The sequence below is a fragment of the Catenulispora subtropica genome (assembly GCF_039531675.1).
GTDB lineage: Bacteria > Actinomycetota > Actinomycetes > Streptomycetales > Catenulisporaceae > Catenulispora > Catenulispora subtropica.
In genome coordinates this window covers 94,675-115,161 of the sequence record NZ_BAAAQM010000023.1, presented here as the reverse complement: position 1 = coordinate 115,161, position 20,487 = coordinate 94,675, and the positions used below count along the sequence as shown (strand labels likewise).

The following is a 20,487-nucleotide window of genomic DNA, read 5'->3' as shown; positions in this document are numbered from 1 at the left end:
CTGGACAGGTGGGGCACGATGGCAGCATGACCTACACCGATGACGCCAAGGGCCTCCAGGAGGACCTGGTCCGCCTGCGCCGCGACCTGCACCGCATACCCGAGATCGGCCTGGACCTGCCCCGCACCCAGGAGCGGGTCCTGGCCGCCCTGGACGGCCTGCCGCTGGAGATCAGCACCGGCCGCGAGCTGAACTCGGTGGTCGCGGTGCTGCGCGGCGCGGGCCCCGGGGACGCGGCGGGGGCGGACGCCGCCGCCCGGCCGGCCGTGCTGCTCCGCGGCGACATGGACGCCCTGCCGGTCGTGGAGCGCACCGGGCGGGACTACGTCGCCGACGGCCCGAACATGCACGCCTGCGGCCACGACCTGCACACCGCGATGCTGGTCGGCGCGGCCCGCCTGCTCAGCGCGCACCGCGACCGGCTGGCCGGGGACGTGGTGTTCATGTTCCAGCCCGGCGAGGAGGGCCAGGACGGCGCCGGGCACATGATCCGCGAGGGTGTGCTGGACGCCGCCGGCCCGCGCGTGGTCGGCGCCTACGGCCTGCACGTGATGTCCAACCGGATCCCCCGCGGGCAGTTCGTCTCCCGCCCCGGCACCTTCATGGCCGGCGCCGACGAGATCCAGGTGACCGTGCGCGGCGCCGGCGCCCACGGCTCGCTGCCGCACACCGGCAAGGACCCGATCCCGGTGGCCTGCGAGATGGTGGTGGCGCTGCAGTCGCTGGTGACCCGCAAGTTCGACATCTTCGACCCGGTGGTGATCACCGTCGGCGCCTTCCACGCCGGCACGGCGTCCAACATCATCCCGGACGACGCCACCTTCCACGTCACCATGCGCTCCTTCTCCCGCGAGTCCCGCGCCAAGATGCTGGTCGTGGTGGTGGAGCTGCTCAACGGCCTGGCCGCGGCCTACGGCTGCACCGTGGACATCACCTACAAGGAGCAGTACCCGCCGACCGTGAACCACGCCTCCGAGGTCGACTTCCTGGAGGAGGTGGCCCGCGAGGTGCACGGCGAGGAGCGCTTCGCCCGCCTGCCGAACCCGGTCCCGGGCGCCGAGGACTTCTCCCGCGTCCTGGAGGCCGTGCCGGGCACCTACGCCTTCCTGGGCGCCTGCCCGACCGACGACCTGGAGCAGGCCCCCTCCAACCACAGCCCGCTCGCCGACTTCGACGACTCGGTGCTGGGCGACGGCGCGGCGCTGCTGGCCGAGCTCGCCGACCGGCGGCTGGCCCGGGGCTAGTCCGGGCCGGTCCGAGCCGGTCCGGGCTAGTTCGCCAAGGCCGGGTCGGTCAGCACGGCGTAGGCGGCGAAGAGCACGAGCGCCGAGGACGGGACCGCCATGAGCAGGCCGCCGATCGCGAAGCCGCGATCGGCGGGTCTGCGCCGGGACTTCACGACGGCCACGAGCGACACCGCGAACGCCAGCGGCGCCACCAGGACGTCCAGGGCCCACCCGAGGCCGCTGAAGCACAGCAGGCCGATGCTCGCGGCGCCGAGCAGGAGCGCCGTCCGGGCCAGCACGCTCTGCGGCGACGGCGGATCCCACCCCAGGTACTGCATGACCGGAAGGGTAGGCGAACGGCCCGACAGCACGGAACCCCCGCCGGCCGGAGCCGACGGGGGTCTCGTGACGGGCGTGCTTACGCGCTCGCCATCGCCTTCTGCAGGTTCTCGTCGATGGCGGCGAGGAACTCCTGCGTGGTCAGGTACGGCTGGTCCGGGGAGACCAGCAGCGCCAGGTCCTTGGTCATCTTGCCCTCCTCGACGGTCTGGACGCAGACGCGCTCCAGGGTCTCGGCGAACTTCACGACCTCGGGGGTGTTGTCGAACTTGCCGCGGTAGGCCAGGCCCTGGGTCCACGCGTAGATCGAGGCGATCGGGTTGGTGGAGGTGGGCTTGCCCTGCTGGTGCTGCCGGTAGTGGCGGGTCACGGTGCCGTGCGCGGCCTCGGCCTCGACGGTCTTGCCGTCCGGGGCCATCAGGACCGAGGTCATCAGGCCGAGCGAGCCGAAGCCCTGGGCGACGGTGTCGGACTGGACGTCGCCGTCGTAGTTCTTGCACGCCCAGACGTAGCCGCCCTCCCACTTCAGGGCGGAGGCCACCATGTCGTCGATCAGGCGGTGCTCGTAGGTCAGGCCGGCCTTCTCGAAGTCGGCCTTGAACTCGGCGTCGAAGACCTCCTGGAACAGGTCCTTGAAGCGGCCGTCGTAGGCCTTCATGATCGTGTTCTTGGTGGAGAGGTACACCGGGTAGTTGCGCAGCAGGCCGTAGCGCATGCTGGCGCGCGCGAAGTCGCGGATCGACTCGTCCAGGTTGTACATCGCCATCGCGACGCCGCCGCCGGGGAAGTCGAAGACGTTGAGCTCGATCGGCTCGGTGCCGTCCTTCGGGGTGAAGGTCAGGGTCAGCGTGCCCTCGCCCGGGACCACCAGGTCGGTGGCGCGGTACTGGTCGCCGAAGGCGTGACGGCCGACGACGATCGGCTTGGTCCAGCCGGGCACCAGGCGCGGGATGTTGCTGATGACGATCGGCTCGCGGAAGATCACGCCGCCGAGGATGTTGCGGATGGTGCCGTTCGGCGACTTCCACATCTTCTTCAGGCCGAACTCCTCGACCCGCGCCTCGTCCGGGGTGATGGTGGCGCACTTCACGCCCACGCCGTACTGCTTGATGGCGTTGGCGGCGTCCACGGTGACCTGGTCGTCGGTCTCGTCGCGGTGCTGGATGCCGAGGTCGAAGTACTTCAGGTCGACGTCGAGGTAGGGCAGGATCAGCTGGTCCTTGATGAACTGCCAGATGATCCGGGTCATCTCGTCGCCGTCGAGCTCGACGACGGGGTTCGCGACCTTGATCTTGGGACCGGAGTAGGCCATGGCGGGTCGTCCTTAGGATCGGTGAATTATCTCGACCTCAAGATACATGCCGTCCGCACAGGATGGCCAAGCGGTCCCCACGGGGGCTCAGTTCGAGAAGATCCCCTGCACCAGCAGCCCCAGGACCACCAGCGCGGTCCCCAGAAGCGTGTAGATGCCGACATCGATCCCGCGGCGCCGGACGGCCAGCGTCCCGGCCATCCGGGTCGGCAGGAACAGCCGCAGACCGGCGGCCACCAGTATCGACATCCCCAGGACGGCCGCGCCCTGGAAGACCTCGTCGCGCAGTATCACCGTCAGCCCGAAGGCGAAGCCGGCCAGCACGACCAGGATCGGCCACTCGGCCAGCACTACGCGGCCGAAGGGCTCCCTGGCCGGACGGTTGTTCGCTGCCATGGCGGCAACTCTATTACCTACGGCGCGACCGCCAGCCAGTCCGCGAAGCCGCTCGGCCGGTGCGCGCCGATGGACAACGTCTCGAACAGCCCGTATCCGACGCGCGAGCCCTCCGGCCCGTCGTAGTCGAAGCGCGCCAGCCGCTCGGTGACGCCGAACATCCCGGACTTCGCCGCCGCCTCCGCGGCCGGCATCACGACCTGCTGCACCACCGGCTCCGGCCCCTGATACATGCCGTGCCGCCAGTCGGCGTCCAGGCCGTAGCCGCTGCCGACCGCCATGTGCAGCGGGACCAGCTGCGTGACCATGACCTTCTCGGCGCGGCCGGAGAACGTCACCGCCGCCGTCTGCACGTCCCGCGTGCCGGACGTGTAGTGCAGCTCCACGTCCGGGCGGCCGAGGGACTCCGCCGGGCGCCCGTCCCGGTAGACCTTCAGCGCCTCTTCCAGCACCCGGCCGCCGTCCTCGTCCTCCTGGATGATCACCAGGATCGAGAAGTCGTCGAACTGCATCGGGGCGTAGACCCAGTGGAAGGTCGGCGGGGCGCCGTCCTTGCCCTGGATCCCGGCGGGCTCGGCCTCGCCGACCGGCCGGATGCCCCAGGACCGGTCGCGCGAGCCCCACCAGGTGTCCGGGGTGACGGCGAGCACGTCGTCGCCGACGCGCAGCGTGCCCTCCCAGAACCCGGTCTGCGCCAGGCGTACCGAGTCCATCCACACCCGGCCGTGCCGCCGGACGAACTGCCTCGGCTCCCGGGTCGCCGCGATGGAGCCGGTCCAGGTCAGATCGAAGGAGAGCTCGTACTCCCCCGGTTCCAGCACCACCCGCAGCTTGTTCAGCGGCTCCAGCACGTCGACCCGGAACGGGCCCACCGAGGTGTCGCCGCGATCGGTCCCGAGCTCCCGCGAGGCCCGCACCACGCGGTGCACGCCCCGGTGGACGATCGCCGCGAAGGCGTCGGTCACGCCGAGGTTCGGGTACTGCCCCACGCCCATCGCCAGGAACAGATCGCCCACGCCGTGGTGCACGTTGAAGTAGTAGCGATCGTAGAAGTTCCGGTCGGACGTGGCGACGTGCGCCATCGACTCCGAGGTCTGATGGAACGGGAAGTCGTCGAGGGGGGACAGGTCCTGATGGCGATCGGACATGTCCCCCTTCTATGTGCGTTCTGATGAACCGTCAAGAGTGACGATCAGACCTGGCGCTCGGCGATCTCCACCACGTTGTTCAGCAGCATCGCGCGGGTCATCGGCCCGACGCCGCCGGGGTTCGGCGACACCCAGCCGGCCACGTCGCGCACGTCGTCCGCGACGTCCCCGGCCAGGCCGCCCTCGCCGCGGGACACGCCCACGTCCAACACCGCCGCGCCCGGCTTCACCAGCTCGGCGGTGATCAGGTTCGGCACGCCGGCGGCGGCCACCACGATGTCCGCCCGCAGCGTGTGCGAGGCCAGGTCGCGGGTGCCGGTGTGGCACAGGGTCACGGTCGCGTTCTCGCTGCGCCGGGTCAGCAGCAGGCCCAGGGGACGGCCCACGGTGATGCCGCGGCCGACGATCACCACCTCGGCCCCGGCGATCGCCACGTCGTGGCGGCGCAGCAGCTCGACGATCCCCAGCGGCGTGCAGGGCAGCGGCGCCGGCGCGCCGAGCACCAGCCTGCCCAGGTTGGTCGGGTGCAGGCCGTCGGCGTCCTTCGCCGGGTCGACGAGCTCCAGGATGGCGTTCTCGTCGATGCCCTTGGGCAGCGGCAGCTGCACGATGTAGCCGGTGCAGGCCGGGTCCTCGTTCAGCGCGGCGACCGCCTCGGCGATCTGCGCCTGCGAGGCGGTGGCCGGCAGCTCGCGCTGGATCGAGGCGATGCCCACCTGCGCGCAGTCGCGGTGCTTGCTGCGCACGTAGGAGTGCGACGCCGGGTCGTCGCCGACCAGCAGGGTGGCCAGGCCGGGGACGACGCCGCGGGCCTTGAGCGCCTCGACCCGGGCCGACAGCTCCCCCTTGATCGTGGCGGCGGTGGCCTTGCCGTCGAGGATGTTCGCGGTCATGGTCAGCCTCCTCAGTGGGTGAAGTGCCGGGTGCCGGTCAGGTACATGGTGACGCCGGCCTTGCGGGCCGCGGCGACGACGTCCTCGTCGCGGACCGAGCCGCCGGGCTGGACGACCGCCTTCACGCCGGCGGCGAACAGGATCTCCGGGCCGTCGGCGAACGGGAAGAACGCGTCCGAGGCGCAGACCGAGCCGCGCGCCCGGTCCCCGGCCCGCTCCACCGCGAGCCGCGCCGAGTCGACCCGGTTCACCTGGCCCATGCCGACACCGACCGAGGCCAGGTCGTGGGCCAGCAGGATGGCGTTGGACTTCACCGAGCGGATCGCCCGCCAGGCGAAGACCAGGTCGGCGAAGGTCCGCTCGTCGGCGGGCTCGCCGGAGACCAGGGTCCAGGTCGCCGGGTCGTCGCCGGCCGCCTGGTACAGGTCGCCGTCCTGCAGCAGCAGGCCGCCGCAGATCTGCCGGAACTCGGTGGCGCGGCGGTTGGCGGTGCCGGTGCGCAGGATCCGGATGTTCTTCTTGGCCTTGAGCGTCTCCAGCGCCTCGGGCTCGTAGTCGGGGGCGCAGATGACCTCGGTGAAGACCTCGTTCACCTGCAACGCCATCGCCTGCGTCACCGGGCGGTTGGCGGCGATGATGCCGCCGAAGGCGGAGACCGGGTCGCAGTCGTTGGCCAGCTTGTGCGCCTCGGCGATGTCGCCGGCCGGGGAGATCGCGATGCCGCAGGGGTTGGCGTGCTTGATGATCGCCACCGCCGGCTCGGCGAAGTCGTAGGCCGCGCGGATGGCCGCGTCGGTGTCCACGTAGTTGTTGTAGGACATCTCCTTGCCGTGCAGCTGCTCGGCGGTCGCCAGCGAGTCCTGGTCCGGGTCGGCGACGTACAGCGCCGCGCCCTGATGCGGGTTCTCGCCGTAGCGGAGCACGGACTTGCGCTGCCAGGTCTTCGCCACGAAGTCGGGGAAGGACGACTCGCCGTCGGGCGCGTACGCCGAGGCGAACCAGCCGGCCACGGCGGCGTCGTAGGCGGCGGTGTGCGCGAAGGCCTCGGCGGCCAGGCGCTTGCGCTGCTCGAAGCCGAAGCCGCCGCCGGCGACGGCCGCCAGCACGGAGGGGTACGCGTCCGGGTTCACCACCACCGCGACGCTCGGGTGGTTCTTCGCGGCCGCGCGCACCATCGACGGCCCGCCGATGTCGATCTGCTCGACGCACTCGTCCGGCGCGGCGCCGGAGGCCACCGTCCGCGTGAACGGGTAGAGATTGACCACCACCAGGTCGAACGGCTCCACGCCGAGGTCGGCCAGCTGCTTGCGGTGGTCCTCCAGCCGCAGGTCGGCCAGGATCCCGGCGTGCACCTTCGGGTGCAGGGTCTTCACCCGGCCGTCCAGGCACTCGGGGAAGCCCGTGAGCTCCTGGACCTCGGTGACCGGGATCCCCAGGTCGCGGATCAGCTTGGCCGAGCCGCCGGTGGACACCAGGGCCACCCCGGCCGCGTCCAGGCCGCGGACCAGGTCCTCCAGGCCGGTCTTGTCGTACACGCTGACCAGCGCGCGCTTGATCGGGCGGGTGTCGCCGGGGCGGGACACAGTGGTGCTCACGGGAGGATGACCTTTCGGTTGTCGATGGTCCAGCCATGCCGGGCCAGGCGGCCCACGACGTCGACGAGCAGCGCCCGCTCCGCCGTCTTGATGCGCTCGTGCAGGAGCTCGGCGTCGTCCTCGTCCCGCACCGCGACGGCGCTCTGGGCGATGATCGGCCCGTCGTCCACCCCGGCGGTGACGAAGAAGACGGTGCAGCCGGTGATCTTGACGCCGTACTCGAGGGCGTCGGCCGGTCCGTGCATACCGGGGAAGCTCGGGGAGAGCGCGGGATGGGTGTTGATGACGCGGCCGCCGAACGCGGCCAGGAAGTCGGGGCCGAGCAGCTTCATGAAGCCGGCGGAGACGACGAGGTCGGGGGTGTACTCGGCGACCTTGTCACGCAGCGCCCGGTCCCAGTCCTCGCGCGAGGCGAAGTCCTTGACCCGCAGGGCGAAGGTGGGGATGCCGGCCTGCTCGGCGCGTTCCAGGCCGCGGATACCGGTCCGGTCCGCGCCCACGGCCACGATGGTCCCGCCGAACGCGGGGTCGGCCTGCTCGGCGTCGATCAACGCCTGGAGATTGGTGCCCGACCCGGACACGAGGACGACGATCCTCGCCGGGGGGTCCGGGTGGTGCTGCACGAGCCCTGGCGGGCTCTGGTTTCCTTCGGGATGGACCACGACCGCGGCCTCCTATAGGGGTGTTTGCTGTTGTGTCACGGCCAGACCCCTCCCGCTTGGACGGGCGGGGTCGCCATAGGCAACGATAGTGGGCGGACGGAGCAACACCCGCCACCCGACCAGCGATCAACCGATCATGTCCACGATAACCCGGAGGACTCCGTGACCGAGCCCGAACAGCGGCCGACGCCGACGGACAGCGGGCACGGCACGGGCGGCGGAGTACGGGCCGACGAGGCCCGGGAAGGCGGGGAGACGCCGGACACGGCGGGGACGGCGGGGACGAACCCGGCGGACGCCCCCTCCGGAGGCGTTTCCGGGCGGCCCGCCGAAGACGCGCCGGCGACGCGGCAGCCGGGTGACGGCAGCCGGCAGCCCGCCGGCTCCTCCGACGCCGAGGACAACGCCGAGGACAACCCGTTCGCCCCGCCGCCGGAAGACGCCCATGCGGGCCGGTCCGCGCCCGGCCAGCCGCAGCAGTCGCCGTGGGGCCCGCCCCCTGCCAACCCCTACGGCAAGGTCCGCCCGGGCCCGGTCCAGCCCTGGGGCTCCCAGCGGCCCCGCGAGCCGGAGCGCCCGCACGGCGCCTGGGGCGACCCGAACCGCTACGGCCCCGTCGACCAGCGGCCGGACCCGCGCGACGACCCCGACCGCCGCTACCGCGACCAGCGCGAGGCGGCGCCGCAGCGTCCGCAGCGCGACCTGAAGACCCGCTGGGCGCTCGGTCTGTCCCTGGGGTCCACGGCCTGCACGATGCTGGCGATCTACCAGGGCCTGGCGACGTTCCCGGCCTGGATGGTCGGGGCGGCCGCGGGACTGGCGTTCGCGGTGGCGGCGTTCGTGCTGTCCATCTCGGCGCAGCGGACCGCCGCGCTGAAGCGGCAGCGCGCGTCGGAGGCGACGGCGAGCATGGTCTCGGCCTCGGTGTCCGGCGTGCTGGCCGGTCTGCTGTTGGTCGCGTCGATCGTGTGGTGGACCCCGTTCAAGGAGTACGCCAGGTGCATGCAGGGGGCGAACACGCAGGTGGCCGAGAAGGCGTGCCTGACGCAGCTCGAGGGCCGGACCGGGATGTCGACGACGCACTGATGTGAATCGGGCCGCGGCGTCACAGATCGATCCCCGCTGATCGCGAGGCCGTGGACATGATGTTCATCGGGGTGACGCTCGCGCTAATCCCCGTCGGCATCGGCGTCGGCTACGTCCACAGCACCATCGACAACGACAGGAACGTCTTCGTCGTCGGCATCGTCGTCGGCGGCCTGATCGCTGTCGGCGGCCTGATCGGCTCCGGCCTCCGGCTCTGGATGGCCCTCGCCTGCCTCGCCGGCCACCACTACGCCCGCATCGTGTCCAGTGATTTCTTCGTCTTCTTCGGCATCGTCTTCTTCGGCGTCGGCGTGCTGGGCAGCCTGGCCGACTTCGGTTCCAGCTGGGTCCTCGCGATCGGCAAGGTCTTCAGGCTCCTCGCCTTGGTGGCCGACCTCCTGGCGATCATCTTCGCCTGGAGCGGCCAGTCCGGGCCCTACTTCCGCCGCCCGGCGCCGGGGTACGAGTACGGCTACGGCGTCCAGCAGCCGCCGTACGGACAGCCTCCGTACGCACAGCCTCCGTACGGCCAGGGCTGACGGCGGCAGCAGCACCACGGCGGCGGCGCCCACCCCGACCAGCACGAGGGTGGCCGCCGCCGTCCGCCATCCCGAGGGGCCGAACGCGGCCATCCGCCCGCCGGCGAGCGGCCCGCCGGACAGCGTCGCGGCCAGGCCCACGGTCAGCGCCACCGCCGCGGACGCGGCGCCCGTGGCCCGCACCCGGTCACCGAGCCGCCGATGCCGGGCCCGGGTCACGACCAGCGCGGCGGCCACCCCGGCGACGACCGGGACCGCCAGGAAGGCCAGACCGTAGGGATACAGGTGGCTCCCGCTCCGCGGCAGGGCGCCCAGCAACGGAAACAGCGGCAGGGCTCCGGTCTTCACATTCAGGACGTTGACGGCGGTACCCGTCCCGGCCGCGAACCCGGGCCCGAGCACGAACGCCGTCGCCCACAGCACCGCGTTCGGCAGCACCGCGAGACTCAGCAGCAGCATGCCGCAGGCGTCGCCGATCCCTTGCGGCCAGCCGGCCTCGGGCAGATGCCCGGCCAGCGCCCCGGCCAGGGCCGCGGCACTCCCGCCGATCAGCACCGCTCCCGCCACGCCCGCGGCCCGCGCCGCCGTCACGACCCACCGGGGCAGGACACAGAACGCTGCGATGCGCCGCCACCGCGCGGCCGTCGGCACCAGCGCGCCGAAGAGGACGGCGAAGGGCACCGCCTGCGCGGTGTCGGGATGCACGTCAGCGGTCGCCGCCCCGGCGGCCACGACCGCCGCGACCAGACCGTAGCCGGTGGCGGCCCCGAACGCGGTGTAGGCGACCTGCACCGGCCGCACGACCGGCGCGGCGGTGGTGTGCCAGAGCGCGAAGAGCAGCAACGCGGTGAAGCCGAGCGGAGCCATGGCGACGCGCCCGGCCGGGACGTCGAGCGCGACATGGTGCCCCAGCAACCAGAGCTGTCCGGCGACCCGCAGCGGCCCCCAGACGCCCGCGGTGTTCGGCGCCGAGACCAGCCACACCACCACGCACACGGTCACCGCGACCAGCCAGGTGGCCACGGCCGCCAACGCGGCATGCGCCCCGGCCCGCACAACCAGGCGCAGGTCACGCCCATGGGAACCGTTCCAGGCGACGGTCATCGCGTCGGCCCAGTCGGCGGCCAGGTCACGGAAGGCCTCCGCCACACTCGGCGGCGACGAGGGCTCGGAGGCGGCCCGCGCGGCGGCCAACTGCTCGGCGACCCAGTCGCGGCCGTCGACGGCGCCGACGGCGTTGGTGGCGCGGGACCTCAGGTGGGGAGCGCCGGGCTTGGCGGGGGAACCCGGACTCGGCGCGGCGCCGACACTGGCAGGCTGACCAGGGTTCGCGCTGGAGCTGTTCGCAGAACCAGAACCAGAACCCGGCGCGGCAGAGCTTGCCGAGCTAGGAAGCGGGCCGGACTCAGCACCAGAGACGATCGCGGGACCGGGACCCGGCGCAACGCCGACCAGCCGACCGGGACTCGCGCTGGAGCTGTTCGCAGAACCAGAACCCGGAGTAGCAGCGGCCTCCTGACCAAGATTCGCGCTGGAGTCCTTCGCAGAACCTGGAGCGACAGCAGAGCTTGACCCAGCCCCGGTCTCAGCGCTGGGCACCGGTCCCGACGTCGCACCGGAGCCGATAGCCGAACCGTAGCCCGGTGCGGCGTCGGCGCTCGATCCTGGCTGCGCCCCGGCCTTCGCGCTCTGACCAGGCAGCGCCGCTGAACCGCGCTGGGCAGGCGGTTCGGGGGCGCCCTCCTGGCCGGGAACCGTCGCCGCTCCGGCTGCCCTGACCGCTCCGGCCGCTCCGGCTCCGTCGGCCCCCTCGGCTCCGGCCTCCTCCCCCTCCGGCCGGCCGCCTTCCGTGGTCTGCGAGCTCTGATCGCGCATCCTCCCACTCTGGCCAGCGGTCACCGGCAAGCCGACCGCCCGCGCCGGGCGGCGCCGAAGCGCTCGTCCCGATTCACCCCGGCGGCGTAACCGGATCCGGGAATGCCGGAAGCCCGGCCGCGCGGGGCGCGGCCGGGCTTCGGAGCGAGGGCCCTTACAGGCTCTCCATGATCTCCCGCATCAGCTGGGCGGTGGCGGACGGGGTCTTGCCGACCTTCACGCCCACCGCCTCCAGGGCCTCCTTCTTGGCCTGGGCGGTGCCCGAGGAGCCGGAGACGATGGCGCCGGCGTGGCCCATGGTCTTGCCCTCGGGGGCGGTGAAGCCCGCCACGTAGCCGACGACCGGCTTCGTGATGTTCTCCTTGATGTACGCCGCGGCGCGCTCCTCGGCGTCGCCGCCGATCTCGCCGATCATCACGATCGCGGCGGTGTCCGGGTCGTCCTGGAACGCCTGGAGGCAGTCGATGTGCGTGGTGCCGATGACCGGGTCGCCGCCGATGCCGACGGCGGTCGAGAAGCCGAAGTCGCGCAGCTCGTACATCATCTGGTAGGTCAGGGTGCCGGACTTGGACACCAGGCCGATCTTGCCGGCCTTGGTGATGTTGGCCGGGATGATGCCCGCGTTGGAGGCTCCGGGGCTGATCAGGCCCGGGCAGTTGGGGCCGATGATCCGGGTCTTGTCGCCCTGCCGGGTGTTGTACGCCCAGACCTCGGCGGTGTCGTGGACCGGGACGCCCTCGGTGATGATCACGCACAGCGGGATGCCGGCGTCGATCGCCTCCAGCGCCGCGCCCTTGGTGAACGCCGGCGGGACGAAGACCACGGACACGTCCGCGCCGGTCTTCTCCATCGCGTCGGCCACGGTGCCGAACACCGGGACCTCGGTGCCGTCCACGTCGACCGTGGTGCCGGCCTTCTTCGGGTTCACGCCGCCGACGATCTTGGTGCCCGAGGCCAGCATCCGCTTGGTGTGCTTCATGCCCTCGGAGCCGGTCATGCCCTGGACGATGACCTTGGAGTTCTCAGTGAGGAAGATAGCCATTAAAAAGTCTCCAGTCTCAGTCCGCTTAAGCGCCGGAGGCGCTCATGGGCGCAGTGCGCGCGTTCGCCAGCTCGGCCGCGCGGTCCGCGGCGCCGTCCATCGTGTCGACCTGCTCCACGCCCGGCAGCTCGGCGTCCACCAGGATCTGGCGGCCCAGCTCGGCGTTGTTGCCGTCCAGGCGCACGACCAGCGGCTTGGTGCCGGCCGCGTCGCCCAGCAGCTCGAAGGCCTGGACGATGCCGTTGGCGACCGCGTCGCACGCGGTGATGCCGCCGAAGACGTTGACGAACACCGACTTCACCGCCGGGTCGTTCAGGATGATGTCCAGGCCGTTGGCCATCACCTCGGCCGAGGCGCCGCCGCCGATGTCCAGGAAGTTGGCCGGCTTCACGCCGCCGTGCTTCTCGCCGGCGTAGGCCACCACGTCCAGCGTGGACATGACCAGGCCCGCGCCGTTGCCGATGATGCCGACCTCGCCGTCGAGCTTGACGTAGTTCAGGTGCTTGGCCTTGGCCTTGGCCTCCAGCGGGTCCGCCGAGGCCTTGTCCTCCAGGTCCGCGTGGTCCGGGTGGCGGAACGAGGCGTTCTCGTCCAGCGACACCTTGCCGTCCAGCGCCACGATCTTGCCCGCCTTGGTCTTCACCAGCGGGTTCACCTCGACCAGCGTGGCGTCCTCCTTGGTGAAGACGTCCCACAGCTTGACCAGGGTCTCGGAGATCTGGTCGGCCACCTCGGCCGGGAAGTCCGCGGCGGCGACGATCTCGTCGGCCTTCGCCTTGGACAGCCCGCCGACGAACGCCGCGGCGTCCACCGGGACCTTCGCCAGGGCCTCGGGCTTGGTGACCGCGACCTCCTCGATCTCCATGCCGCCCTCGACGCTGGCCATCGCCAGGAAGGTGCGGTTGGAGCGGTCCAGCAGGAACGAGACGTAGTACTCGGCCTCGATCTCGGCGGTCTGGGCCAGCATCACCTTGTGGACCGTGTGGCCCTTGATGTCCATGCCCAGGATCGCGGCGGCCTTCTCCTTGGCGTCGGCCGGCCCGTCGGCCAGCTTCACGCCGCCGGCCTTCCCACGGCCTCCGGTCTTCACCTGGGCCTTGACGACCACCCGGCCGCCCAGCTTCTCGGCAGCGGCTTCCGCCTGCTCCGGGGTCTCGGCCACCTCGCCGCCCAGCACCGGCACACCGTGCTTGGCGAAGATGTCCCTCGCCTGGTACTCGAAAAGATCCACGCGCGTCCGTCCCTCATCAAAGGAAGATTCCGGTACGGCTACCGCTACGGAATGCGCGGATGCCGTCCACCTCATCGCAGGGTAGTCCGGTGTGCTGCCAGATCACGAACCGGGAGGCGAACAGCAGGGGTGTGAATCGGGCCACACGACGAGTCGCCACCGGTCTCATCGTGTGAGATGAGACCGGTGGGGTCCGTCGGCACCACCGGGGCTGCTACGCCTCTCGGTCGCACTCCTGGGCCCGCAGCGCGCGCGCCGCGTCGTCGCGCGCCTCCAGCACCAGCCGCCGCAGCGCCGGCGCCTTCGCCGCGTCCGACGCCAGCCAGGCGTCGGTGCGGGCCAGCAGCTCGTCCGACGCCAGGGGCCACGGGTAGCCGCCGCCGACGATGCGCTCGGCGTTCTGGATGCTGCGCTCGGCCCAGATCGCGGCCAGCCCCTCGAAGTAGGGCTCGACGTACGGTTCGGCCAGCTTCTCCTGGTCGCCGTGGTGGAACCGGCCGAGCACCGCGCCGATCAGGTCGTTGGGCTGATCGGGTGTCTCCACCACCAGCCGCCAGGCCTCGGCCTTCGCCTCGGCCAGCGGGCGGGCCGCGCGGGCCGCGGCCCGGTGGCGGCGCCCGTCGGCGGTGTCGTCGGTGCCGGCCTCGCGGTCGGCGAGCACGCCGTCGTCGTCGTGGCCGGCGGCGGCGAGCTCCTCGATGATCGCCCAGCGCAGGTCCTGGTCCACGGTGAGGCCGTCGTACCCGAGGTCGCCGGACAGCAGGGCCTTGAGCCGGTCGAAGTCCGCGTCCCGGCTCGCGGCGCGCACCGCGCCGTAGGCGAACGCCACCTGGTGGTCGCTGCCGGGCGCCGCGGCGGCCAGCAGCTCCACCAGCCGCGCGGACACCTTCGCGTCGGCCGCGGCACGGTTCGCCGGGTCCAGGTACTGCGAGCGCACCAGTCCGGCCTGCCGCAGCAGGTTCTGCACGACGCTGATGTCGGTCTCGGCCTCGATGTTGCGCAGGACGATGTCGAGGAAGCGCCGGCCGGAGACCACCGCGTCGCGCGTCATGTGCCACACGCCGGACCAGGCCAGCGCCCGGGCCATGCTGTCCCCGAGGGCCGCGATGCCGCCGCGTTCGAAGGCGGCGATCTCCTCGGCGGTGAAACGGATCTTGGCGTACGTGAGGTCCTGGTCGTTGAGCAGGACCAGCGCCGGGCGCGGCTTGCCGACGAGCTGCGGCAGCTCGGTCAGCTCCCCGTCGACGTCCAGTTCGACGCGCTCGACCAGCTCGACCGCGCCGGTGGCCGGGTTCGGGCTGTAGCCGCCGACGGCGATGCGGTGCGGCCGCAGCGTCGGGAACGCGGGGACGGCGCTCTGGCGGATCCGCGCGGCGGTCACGACGCCGGCGGCGTCGGTGTCGATCTCCGCGGTCAGGGTGTTGACGCCCGCGGTCTCCAGCCAGGCCCGGGACCAGGTCTTCAGATCGCGGCCGGAGGTCTCCTCCAGGACCTCCAGCAGGTCGTTCAGGGTGGTGTTGCCGAAGGCGTGGCGCTGGAAGTAGCGGCGGGCGCCCTCCAGGAAGGCGTCCTCCCCCACGTAGGCGGCCAGCTGCTTCAGGACCGAGGCGCCCTTGGCGTAGGTGATGCCGTCGAAGTTGAGGCGGGCGTCCTCCAGGTCGCGGATGTCGGCCACGATCGGGTGTGTGCTCGGCAGCTGGTCCTGGCGGTAGGCCCAGGCCTTGCGGCCGTTGGCGAAGGAGACCCAGGCGGACGTCCAGCGGGTGGCGTGGACCAGGGCGTAGGCGCCCATGAAGTCGGCGAAGGACTCCTTGAGCCACAGGTCGTCCCACCACTTCATGGTGACCAGGTCGCCGAACCACATGTGCGCCATCTCGTGCATGATCGTGTTGGCGCGGCCCTGGTAGGAGGCGTCGGTGGTCTTGGAGCGGAAGACCATCTTCTCGTTGAAGGTGACCAGGCCCGGGTTCTCCATGGCGCCGAGGTTGTACTCGGGGACGAAGGCCGAGTCGTACTTCCCGAAGGGGTACGGGTAGTCGAAGATCCGGTGGTAGAAGTCCAGGCCGGCCTTGGTGACCTCGAGGATCGCGGCGGCGTCGAAGTACGGGGCCAGCGACTTGCGGACCATGGCGCTGACCGGGATCAGCAGGTCGGAGCCATCGGGCAGGCGGACGATGTGGGAGTCCTCGACCACGTGGTAGTCGCCGGCCACGATCGCGGTGATGTAGGTGGAGATCGGCTCGGTCGCGTTGAAGCGCCAGACGTTGGCGCCGGCCGCGTCCTGGGTGAGCTCCTCGAGGCTCTCGTTGGACCAGACGCGCCAGTTCGCCGGGGCGGTCACGGTGAACTGGAAGGCGGCCTTGAGGTCGGGCTGCTCGAAGTTGGCGAACAGCCGGCGGGAGTCGGCCGGCTCGAACTGGGTGTAGAGGTAGACCTCGCCGTCCACCGGGTCGACGAAGCGGTGCAGACCCTCGCCGGTGCGGCTGTAGGCGGCGTCGGCGTCGATGACGACGACGTTCTCGGCCTGCAGCCCCGCCAGGTGCACCCGCGCGCCGTCGAACACCTCGGCGGGATCCAGCGCCACGCCGTTCAGCGTCACACTGCGCACCGCCGGCGCGAGCAGGTCGACGAAGCTGGCCGCCCCCGGCTCGGCGCAGGCGAAGCTGATCGTGCTCCTGGACCCGAAGGTGGTGTCGCCGCGCGTGAGGTCCAGCTCGACGGCATAGTGCCGGGCCGTCAGCAGCCGGGCACGCTCCGCCGCCTCGTCGCGGGTCAGATTGCCGCCTGTCATCGGTGTTCTCCTGTCGCGCGGTAAGGACCGTCCACGCCGACGGCCGCCTGCGACGATCCTACGAGCGCGAGGAAGCCCACGGCGGCGGCGCATGCGGCGGCGATCCCGGCGTCACGGTAGATCAGGAGCCCCTCGGTCCCCGCGCGCCAGGCCGTGAGGAAGTCGACACCGGTCCGGTTCGCGACCCACAGGACGGCCGCCGCCTGCGACGCGATGTACCCGGCGAACGCCACGGCGAACCCCAGGACCGGCCGCCGCGCCAGGCCCGCGACCCGGGCGATGCCCCCGGCGGCCAGGAGAAGCACCGCGATCTGGAGGACGAAGGCGAGGCTGGGATCGTGCGTCGAAGCGGCGAGCTTGCCCGGCAGGATCTTCACGCCGCCGAGCGCGGCACCGGAGTAGGCGGCCACCGCGAGCGCGCTGCGACGCCCGCCGAGGACGAAGCCCAGCGCCAGCGCGGTCGCGGCGAAGGCGACGGCCAGGACGGTGCTCGGCTCGGGAAAGCTGAAGAGCGCGAGTATTCCGGCGGCGGCCAGACCGGCGAGCAGGTCTCGGAACACACCGCCGGGTAACCGGTCGACGCCGACCAGCTGCCGCCACCACGGGCGAGGCCGTTGCGGCTGGTGCGGCTTCGGCGCGGGGGTCCACTCACGGGCGATGAACGGGTTGCCGAGCGGAACCGGCGCGAGCGGCGGCGCGGACGAGGCCCCGGCCATGGTCGCGAGGCGCGAGTCGAGGCGGCCGTCGGCGCCGGGATCGGCGGGGAGGGCGAGGCTGACCTCGTCGCTGCCGGGCAGCCAGGGGGTCGGAGGGAGCCAGGGTTCTGCCGATGGCGAGGGCGGCGCCGCGAGGTCGAGATCGTCGGCGCTGGCGACGGCGGTGGGCTCGCCGTAGACGCGGGAGCCGGGAGCGACAGGAACGGCAGGAGGGGCAGGAACAGCAGGAACGACAGGAGCAGCAGGAACAGCAGGGCTCGCCGGGGTGGCTGGCACCAGGCCGCTCGGCTGCCACGGCGCCTGGCTGTGCTGCGCCGCAGATGCCGGAACCGGGCTGCCCGGTGTCGCACCGCCACCGCCACCGCCGACCATCGGACCGCTTACCGGTCCGGCAGCCGCGACACCAGCTTGGCTGTGCTGCCCGCCGACCAGGCCGCCGGAGCTTGGCGGTACCGCCGATAGTGGAGCCGCGCCAGGACCGCTGACTCCGGCTTGCCCGTGCTGCCCGCCGACCAGGCCGCCAGAGCTTGACGGCGGAGCCGAACCGCCGGATCCCCCAGTTCCCGCAGCAGGAGCGCCGTACAACCGTTCCCCCGTCGGCCGCACGCTCTCAGCGCTCTGCGCCCCCGGGCCGCGTCCAATATTGATCAGTGTGCCCAGCTCGTCGGTTCGCACCGACCACCACGTCACCAGCTCCCGGGGCGTCGGCCGGTCGCGTGGTTTCTTCGCCAGGCAGCGGAGCAGCGGGTCACGGAGCGGCAGCGGGATGCCGCTGATGTCGGGGTCGCCGAACTTGGTCATGTAGATGCGGGCTTCCGCGGGGCCGTCGCCGAAGGCGCCGGCGGCCTGGCCGGCGAAGGCGAGGACGGCGCCGAGGCTGAAGACGTCGGAGGCGGAGGTGACGCGGTCGCCGGCTATCTGTTCGGGGCTCATGTAGCCGGGGGAGCCGAGGACGGAGCCGGCGCGGGTGAGGAGGCTGTCGTTCTCGCCGCGGGCGATGCCGAAGTCGATGACCTTGGGGCCGTCGGCGGCGAGGAGGATGTTGTCCGGTTTCAGGTCGCGGTGGACCAGGCCCGCGGTCTCGAACGCGGCGACCGCCTCGGCCAGGCCCGCGGCCAGGGCGCGGAGGGCGCGTTCCTCCAGGGGGCCGGTGCGTCTCACGATCTGGCCGAGGGTGGGGCCGTCGATGAACTCGGAGGCGTACCAGGGCTGCGGGGCCTGGGGGTCGGCGTCGACCACCGCGGCGGTGAAGCGGGCCTGGACCGCGGCGGCGGCGCGCACCTCGCGGGCGAAGCGGCGGCGGTAGTCCGGATCGGCGGCGATGTCCTCGTGGATCAGCTTCACCGCGACCAGGCGGCCGTCCGGGCCGCGGCCGAGGCACACCAGGCCCATCCCGCCCGCGCCGAGGCGCCCCAGGAACCGGTACCGCCCCACGCCCTGCGGGTCGCCGGACCGCAGTGGCTCCATCTTCACCGACATGTCAGGGTTCCGACGGCCGACGCCAGCCGGAACGGCTTCCCGCCGTCCATCGGGTCGACCATGACGCTGCCCGTCATGGTGTTGGAGAAGTTGCTCCAGCCGTAGAACCGCACCGCTCCGTTACCGCGCGCGTCCAGCGTCACGTTCGTCCACTCCCCCTGCGCCGACGTCGGCGTCCCGGTCGAGAACGCCAAGTACCAGTACCACCGCACCGTGCTCCCCGGCGTCCCGGAGATCGTCCCCGTGAAGTTCACGTTCCCCGGCGTCGTCGCGCAGCCGGTCGCCGTCGCGTTCAGGGCGGACAATTTGCCCGCTACGCAGTTCACCGTATAAGAGGCGTGTGACGACGTCACGGTCCCGACCGACAACTGGTCCCATCCGCCGGCCCCGGCCCCGAACGTGTCCGTGACCGTCGCCGAGCCGCCGCTGACGGAAACCGTCTGCGTGGCGCTCTTTGTCCCGTCGCTACGCGTCCAGACATACGTGGCCTTCGCAGGCGCGGCACCGCTGTAGGAGATCTTTCCGGTGACCGTCACATGGAGCCCTTTGCCGGCACACATGGAGCTCGATCCCACCAGCGCCGGATCGTTGACCGAGACCATCAGTGCCGACGGAACCAGGTTCGGCGTGCTCGGCGTGGTGGGCGGCGTCGTCGGACCCGAGCTCGGCGGCTTCGAACTCGGCGTCGACGGCTTCGCGGTCGTCGACGGCGGGGCGGCGCTCGAAGAAGGCGCCGAAGAGCTGCTCGATGAGGACGTCGTCACCGGTCCCCCACTTCCGGAGCCCACCGAAGACGGTGCGCTCGTCGAGGAACTGTCGGTGGCCCCGCTCGTCGAGGAACTGTCGGTGGTCCCGTCGGTCGGGGTCGGGGAATCCGGACTTGACGTGCTCACCTCGCCCGAGGGACTCGGCGTGCCCGTGCCCGCCGACGTCGTCGCCGTCCCCAGCGCCGACGGCGTCGAGGCCGCCGCCGGCCGCGGCTGCCCGGTCGGCGCCGTGTTCGCGACCACCACCGTCGTGGTGGTGGCGACCGCGGCCAGTCCGAACACCGCCGCGGCCACCTTCACCTTGGCCGCCGACGCTCCGAGCCGGGCCCCGAGCCGGCCCGCCCGGCCGCCTCCGCGCTCGACGGCCCGCGCCGCCTCCCGGCCGCCGGACCGCGCCACGCTCGAAGCCTGACCCGCCTGCCCCGCGTCGACGGCCGAGCTCCCGGTCGCTCCCCCACCGGCCGCGGCACCCCCGCCGCCGCCCAGGGCCAGCAGCGGAAACGCCGCGATCATCGCCGCCACGGCGGCCGCCAGGTCCCGCGTCCCCCGTTCCCGCCAGTCCGCTCCGTACCCGGCGAGGGCCACCCGCTCCAGATGTGCCAGGAAGCTCGGCACATCCTGGTAGCGCTGGTCAGGGTCCTTCGACAGCCCCAGCGCCACCAGCGGCCGCACCGGCTCCGGCGCGTACTCCAGCGGCAGCGGCGCCGCTTCGTGCGCGTGCCGCAGCCCGGCCATCGTGTCCGAGCTGAAGGGCCGCTGCCCGGTCAGCATCTCGAAGAACACCACGGTCGCCGCGTACATGTCGGTGGCCGGCGTCGCCCGCATCCCGTTCCACTGTTCGGGCGCCATATACGCCGGCGTCCCGTGCCCGGGCACGTCCCGACCGGCCGGCGCGGCGACCCCGAAATCAGCGAGCTTACTGTCCCCCGCCGCGTCGACCAGCACGTTCTCCGGCTTGTAGTCCCGGTGCACGACCCCGTTCGCGTGCGCCGCACCCAGCCCCAGCAGCGACCCCCGCAGGACGGTCAGCGCCACCTCGGGCGGGCACGGCCCCCGGCTCACCAGCAGACCACGCAGCGTCGGCCCGGACACCGGCTCCATCACGATCGCCGCGCCGTCCCGGGACTCGGCGTAGTCCAGGATCCGCACGATGTGCGGATCCTGGAGGCGGGCCAGCGTCTCGGCCTCCCGCCGGAACCGCTCCAGGAACCCGGACTCGCGCACCAACCGCCGCGCCAGATACTTGATCGCCACGGGCCGCCCGGATCCGGTGTGGCGCGCCAGCACCACCCGGCCGGTGGCCCCGGCCCCCAGTTCCCTGATCTCCTCGTAACCCGGAACCGTCCATCTGGAAGCCACCGCGACCACCCCCTCCTTCACCACCAGGGTG

The 20,487-nt window shown here is 72.1% G+C and carries 15 protein-coding genes; 2 read left to right on the top strand and 13 right to left on the bottom strand.

The genetic code is table 11. The features are described 5' to 3' along the window. Positions 1 to 26: 26 nt before the first annotated feature. Complete coding sequence (locus tag ABD466_RS20995) at positions 27 to 1,244, top strand: M20 metallopeptidase family protein (RefSeq protein ID WP_344658812.1); 1,218 nt, start codon at positions 27 to 29, stop codon at positions 1,242 to 1,244. Positions 1,245 to 1,270: 26 nt separating this feature from the next. Here ABD466_RS20995 and ABD466_RS20990 read toward each other — a convergent pair whose 3' ends face one another. The 7 genes from ABD466_RS20990 to purN form a co-directional block, all read right to left on the bottom strand. Next, on the bottom strand, positions 1,271 to 1,564 hold the full coding sequence (locus ABD466_RS20990; RefSeq protein ID WP_344658811.1) for a hypothetical protein: 294 nt from the start codon (positions 1,562 to 1,564) through the stop codon (positions 1,271 to 1,273). 80 nt (positions 1,565 to 1,644) lie between these two features. Continuing rightward, the gene (locus ABD466_RS20985) at positions 1,645 to 2,877 is read right to left on the bottom strand and encodes an NADP-dependent isocitrate dehydrogenase (protein WP_344658810.1); all 1,233 of its coding nucleotides are present in this window, start codon (positions 2,875 to 2,877) and stop codon (positions 1,645 to 1,647) included. Between the two features lie 87 nt (positions 2,878 to 2,964). Further along, complete coding sequence (locus tag ABD466_RS20980; protein ID WP_344658809.1) at positions 2,965 to 3,273, bottom strand: DUF3017 domain-containing protein; 309 nt, start codon at positions 3,271 to 3,273, stop codon at positions 2,965 to 2,967. 17 nt (positions 3,274 to 3,290) lie between these two features. Next, positions 3,291 to 4,421 (bottom strand): Rv3169 family protein, encoded by a 1,131-nt coding sequence (locus ABD466_RS20975; RefSeq protein WP_344658808.1) that lies wholly within the window; start codon positions 4,419 to 4,421, stop codon positions 3,291 to 3,293. Between the two features lie 44 nt (positions 4,422 to 4,465). Further along, complete coding sequence (locus ABD466_RS20970; RefSeq protein WP_344658807.1) at positions 4,466 to 5,314, bottom strand: bifunctional methylenetetrahydrofolate dehydrogenase/methenyltetrahydrofolate cyclohydrolase; 849 nt, start codon at positions 5,312 to 5,314, stop codon at positions 4,466 to 4,468. Positions 5,315 to 5,325: 11 nt separating this feature from the next. Then, the gene (gene purH / locus ABD466_RS20965) at positions 5,326 to 6,909 is read right to left on the bottom strand and encodes a bifunctional phosphoribosylaminoimidazolecarboxamide formyltransferase/IMP cyclohydrolase (protein WP_425558693.1); all 1,584 of its coding nucleotides are present in this window, start codon (positions 6,907 to 6,909) and stop codon (positions 5,326 to 5,328) included. Next, positions 6,906 to 7,571, bottom strand: a complete 666-nt coding sequence (gene purN, locus ABD466_RS20960; protein WP_344658806.1) for a phosphoribosylglycinamide formyltransferase — start codon at positions 7,569 to 7,571, stop codon at positions 6,906 to 6,908. The genes purH and purN overlap by 4 nt, the downstream gene beginning before the upstream one ends. A gap of 162 nt (positions 7,572 to 7,733) precedes the next feature. On the opposite strand from purN, the gene ABD466_RS20955 reads away from it, so the two are divergent. Further along, positions 7,734 to 8,657: a chromosomal replication initiator protein DnaA gene (locus ABD466_RS20955; protein ID WP_344658805.1), complete on the top strand. Its 924-nt coding sequence runs from the start codon at positions 7,734 to 7,736 to the stop codon at positions 8,655 to 8,657. A gap of 83 nt (positions 8,658 to 8,740) precedes the next feature. Here the strand turns inward: ABD466_RS20955 and ABD466_RS20950 are convergent, their stop codons facing one another. The 6 genes from ABD466_RS20950 to ABD466_RS20925 form a co-directional block, all read right to left on the bottom strand. Beyond that, the gene (locus ABD466_RS20950) at positions 8,741 to 10,390 is read right to left on the bottom strand and encodes a cell division protein PerM (RefSeq protein WP_344658804.1); all 1,650 of its coding nucleotides are present in this window, start codon (positions 10,388 to 10,390) and stop codon (positions 8,741 to 8,743) included. A gap of 835 nt (positions 10,391 to 11,225) precedes the next feature. Then, positions 11,226 to 12,113 carry a succinate--CoA ligase subunit alpha gene (sucD, locus tag ABD466_RS20945; RefSeq protein ID WP_344658803.1) on the bottom strand — a complete coding sequence of 296 codons (888 nt, stop codon included), beginning with the start codon at positions 12,111 to 12,113 and terminating at the stop codon, positions 11,226 to 11,228. A gap of 25 nt (positions 12,114 to 12,138) precedes the next feature. Further along, the gene (gene sucC, locus ABD466_RS20940) at positions 12,139 to 13,344 is read right to left on the bottom strand and encodes an ADP-forming succinate--CoA ligase subunit beta (protein WP_344658802.1); all 1,206 of its coding nucleotides are present in this window, start codon (positions 13,342 to 13,344) and stop codon (positions 12,139 to 12,141) included. 214 nt (positions 13,345 to 13,558) lie between these two features. After that, complete coding sequence (gene pepN / locus ABD466_RS20935; protein ID WP_344658801.1) at positions 13,559 to 16,135, bottom strand: aminopeptidase N; 2,577 nt, start codon at positions 16,133 to 16,135, stop codon at positions 13,559 to 13,561. Further along, complete coding sequence (locus ABD466_RS20930) at positions 16,132 to 18,330, bottom strand: serine/threonine-protein kinase (RefSeq protein WP_344658800.1); 2,199 nt, start codon at positions 18,328 to 18,330, stop codon at positions 16,132 to 16,134. Before ABD466_RS20930 ends, pepN begins: the two co-directional genes overlap by 4 nt. Then, positions 18,321 to 20,456 carry a serine/threonine-protein kinase gene (locus ABD466_RS20925; protein WP_344658799.1) on the bottom strand — a complete coding sequence of 712 codons (2,136 nt, stop codon included), beginning with the start codon at positions 20,454 to 20,456 and terminating at the stop codon, positions 18,321 to 18,323. The genes ABD466_RS20930 and ABD466_RS20925 overlap by 10 nt, the downstream gene beginning before the upstream one ends. Positions 20,457 to 20,487: the final 31 nt, after the last annotated feature.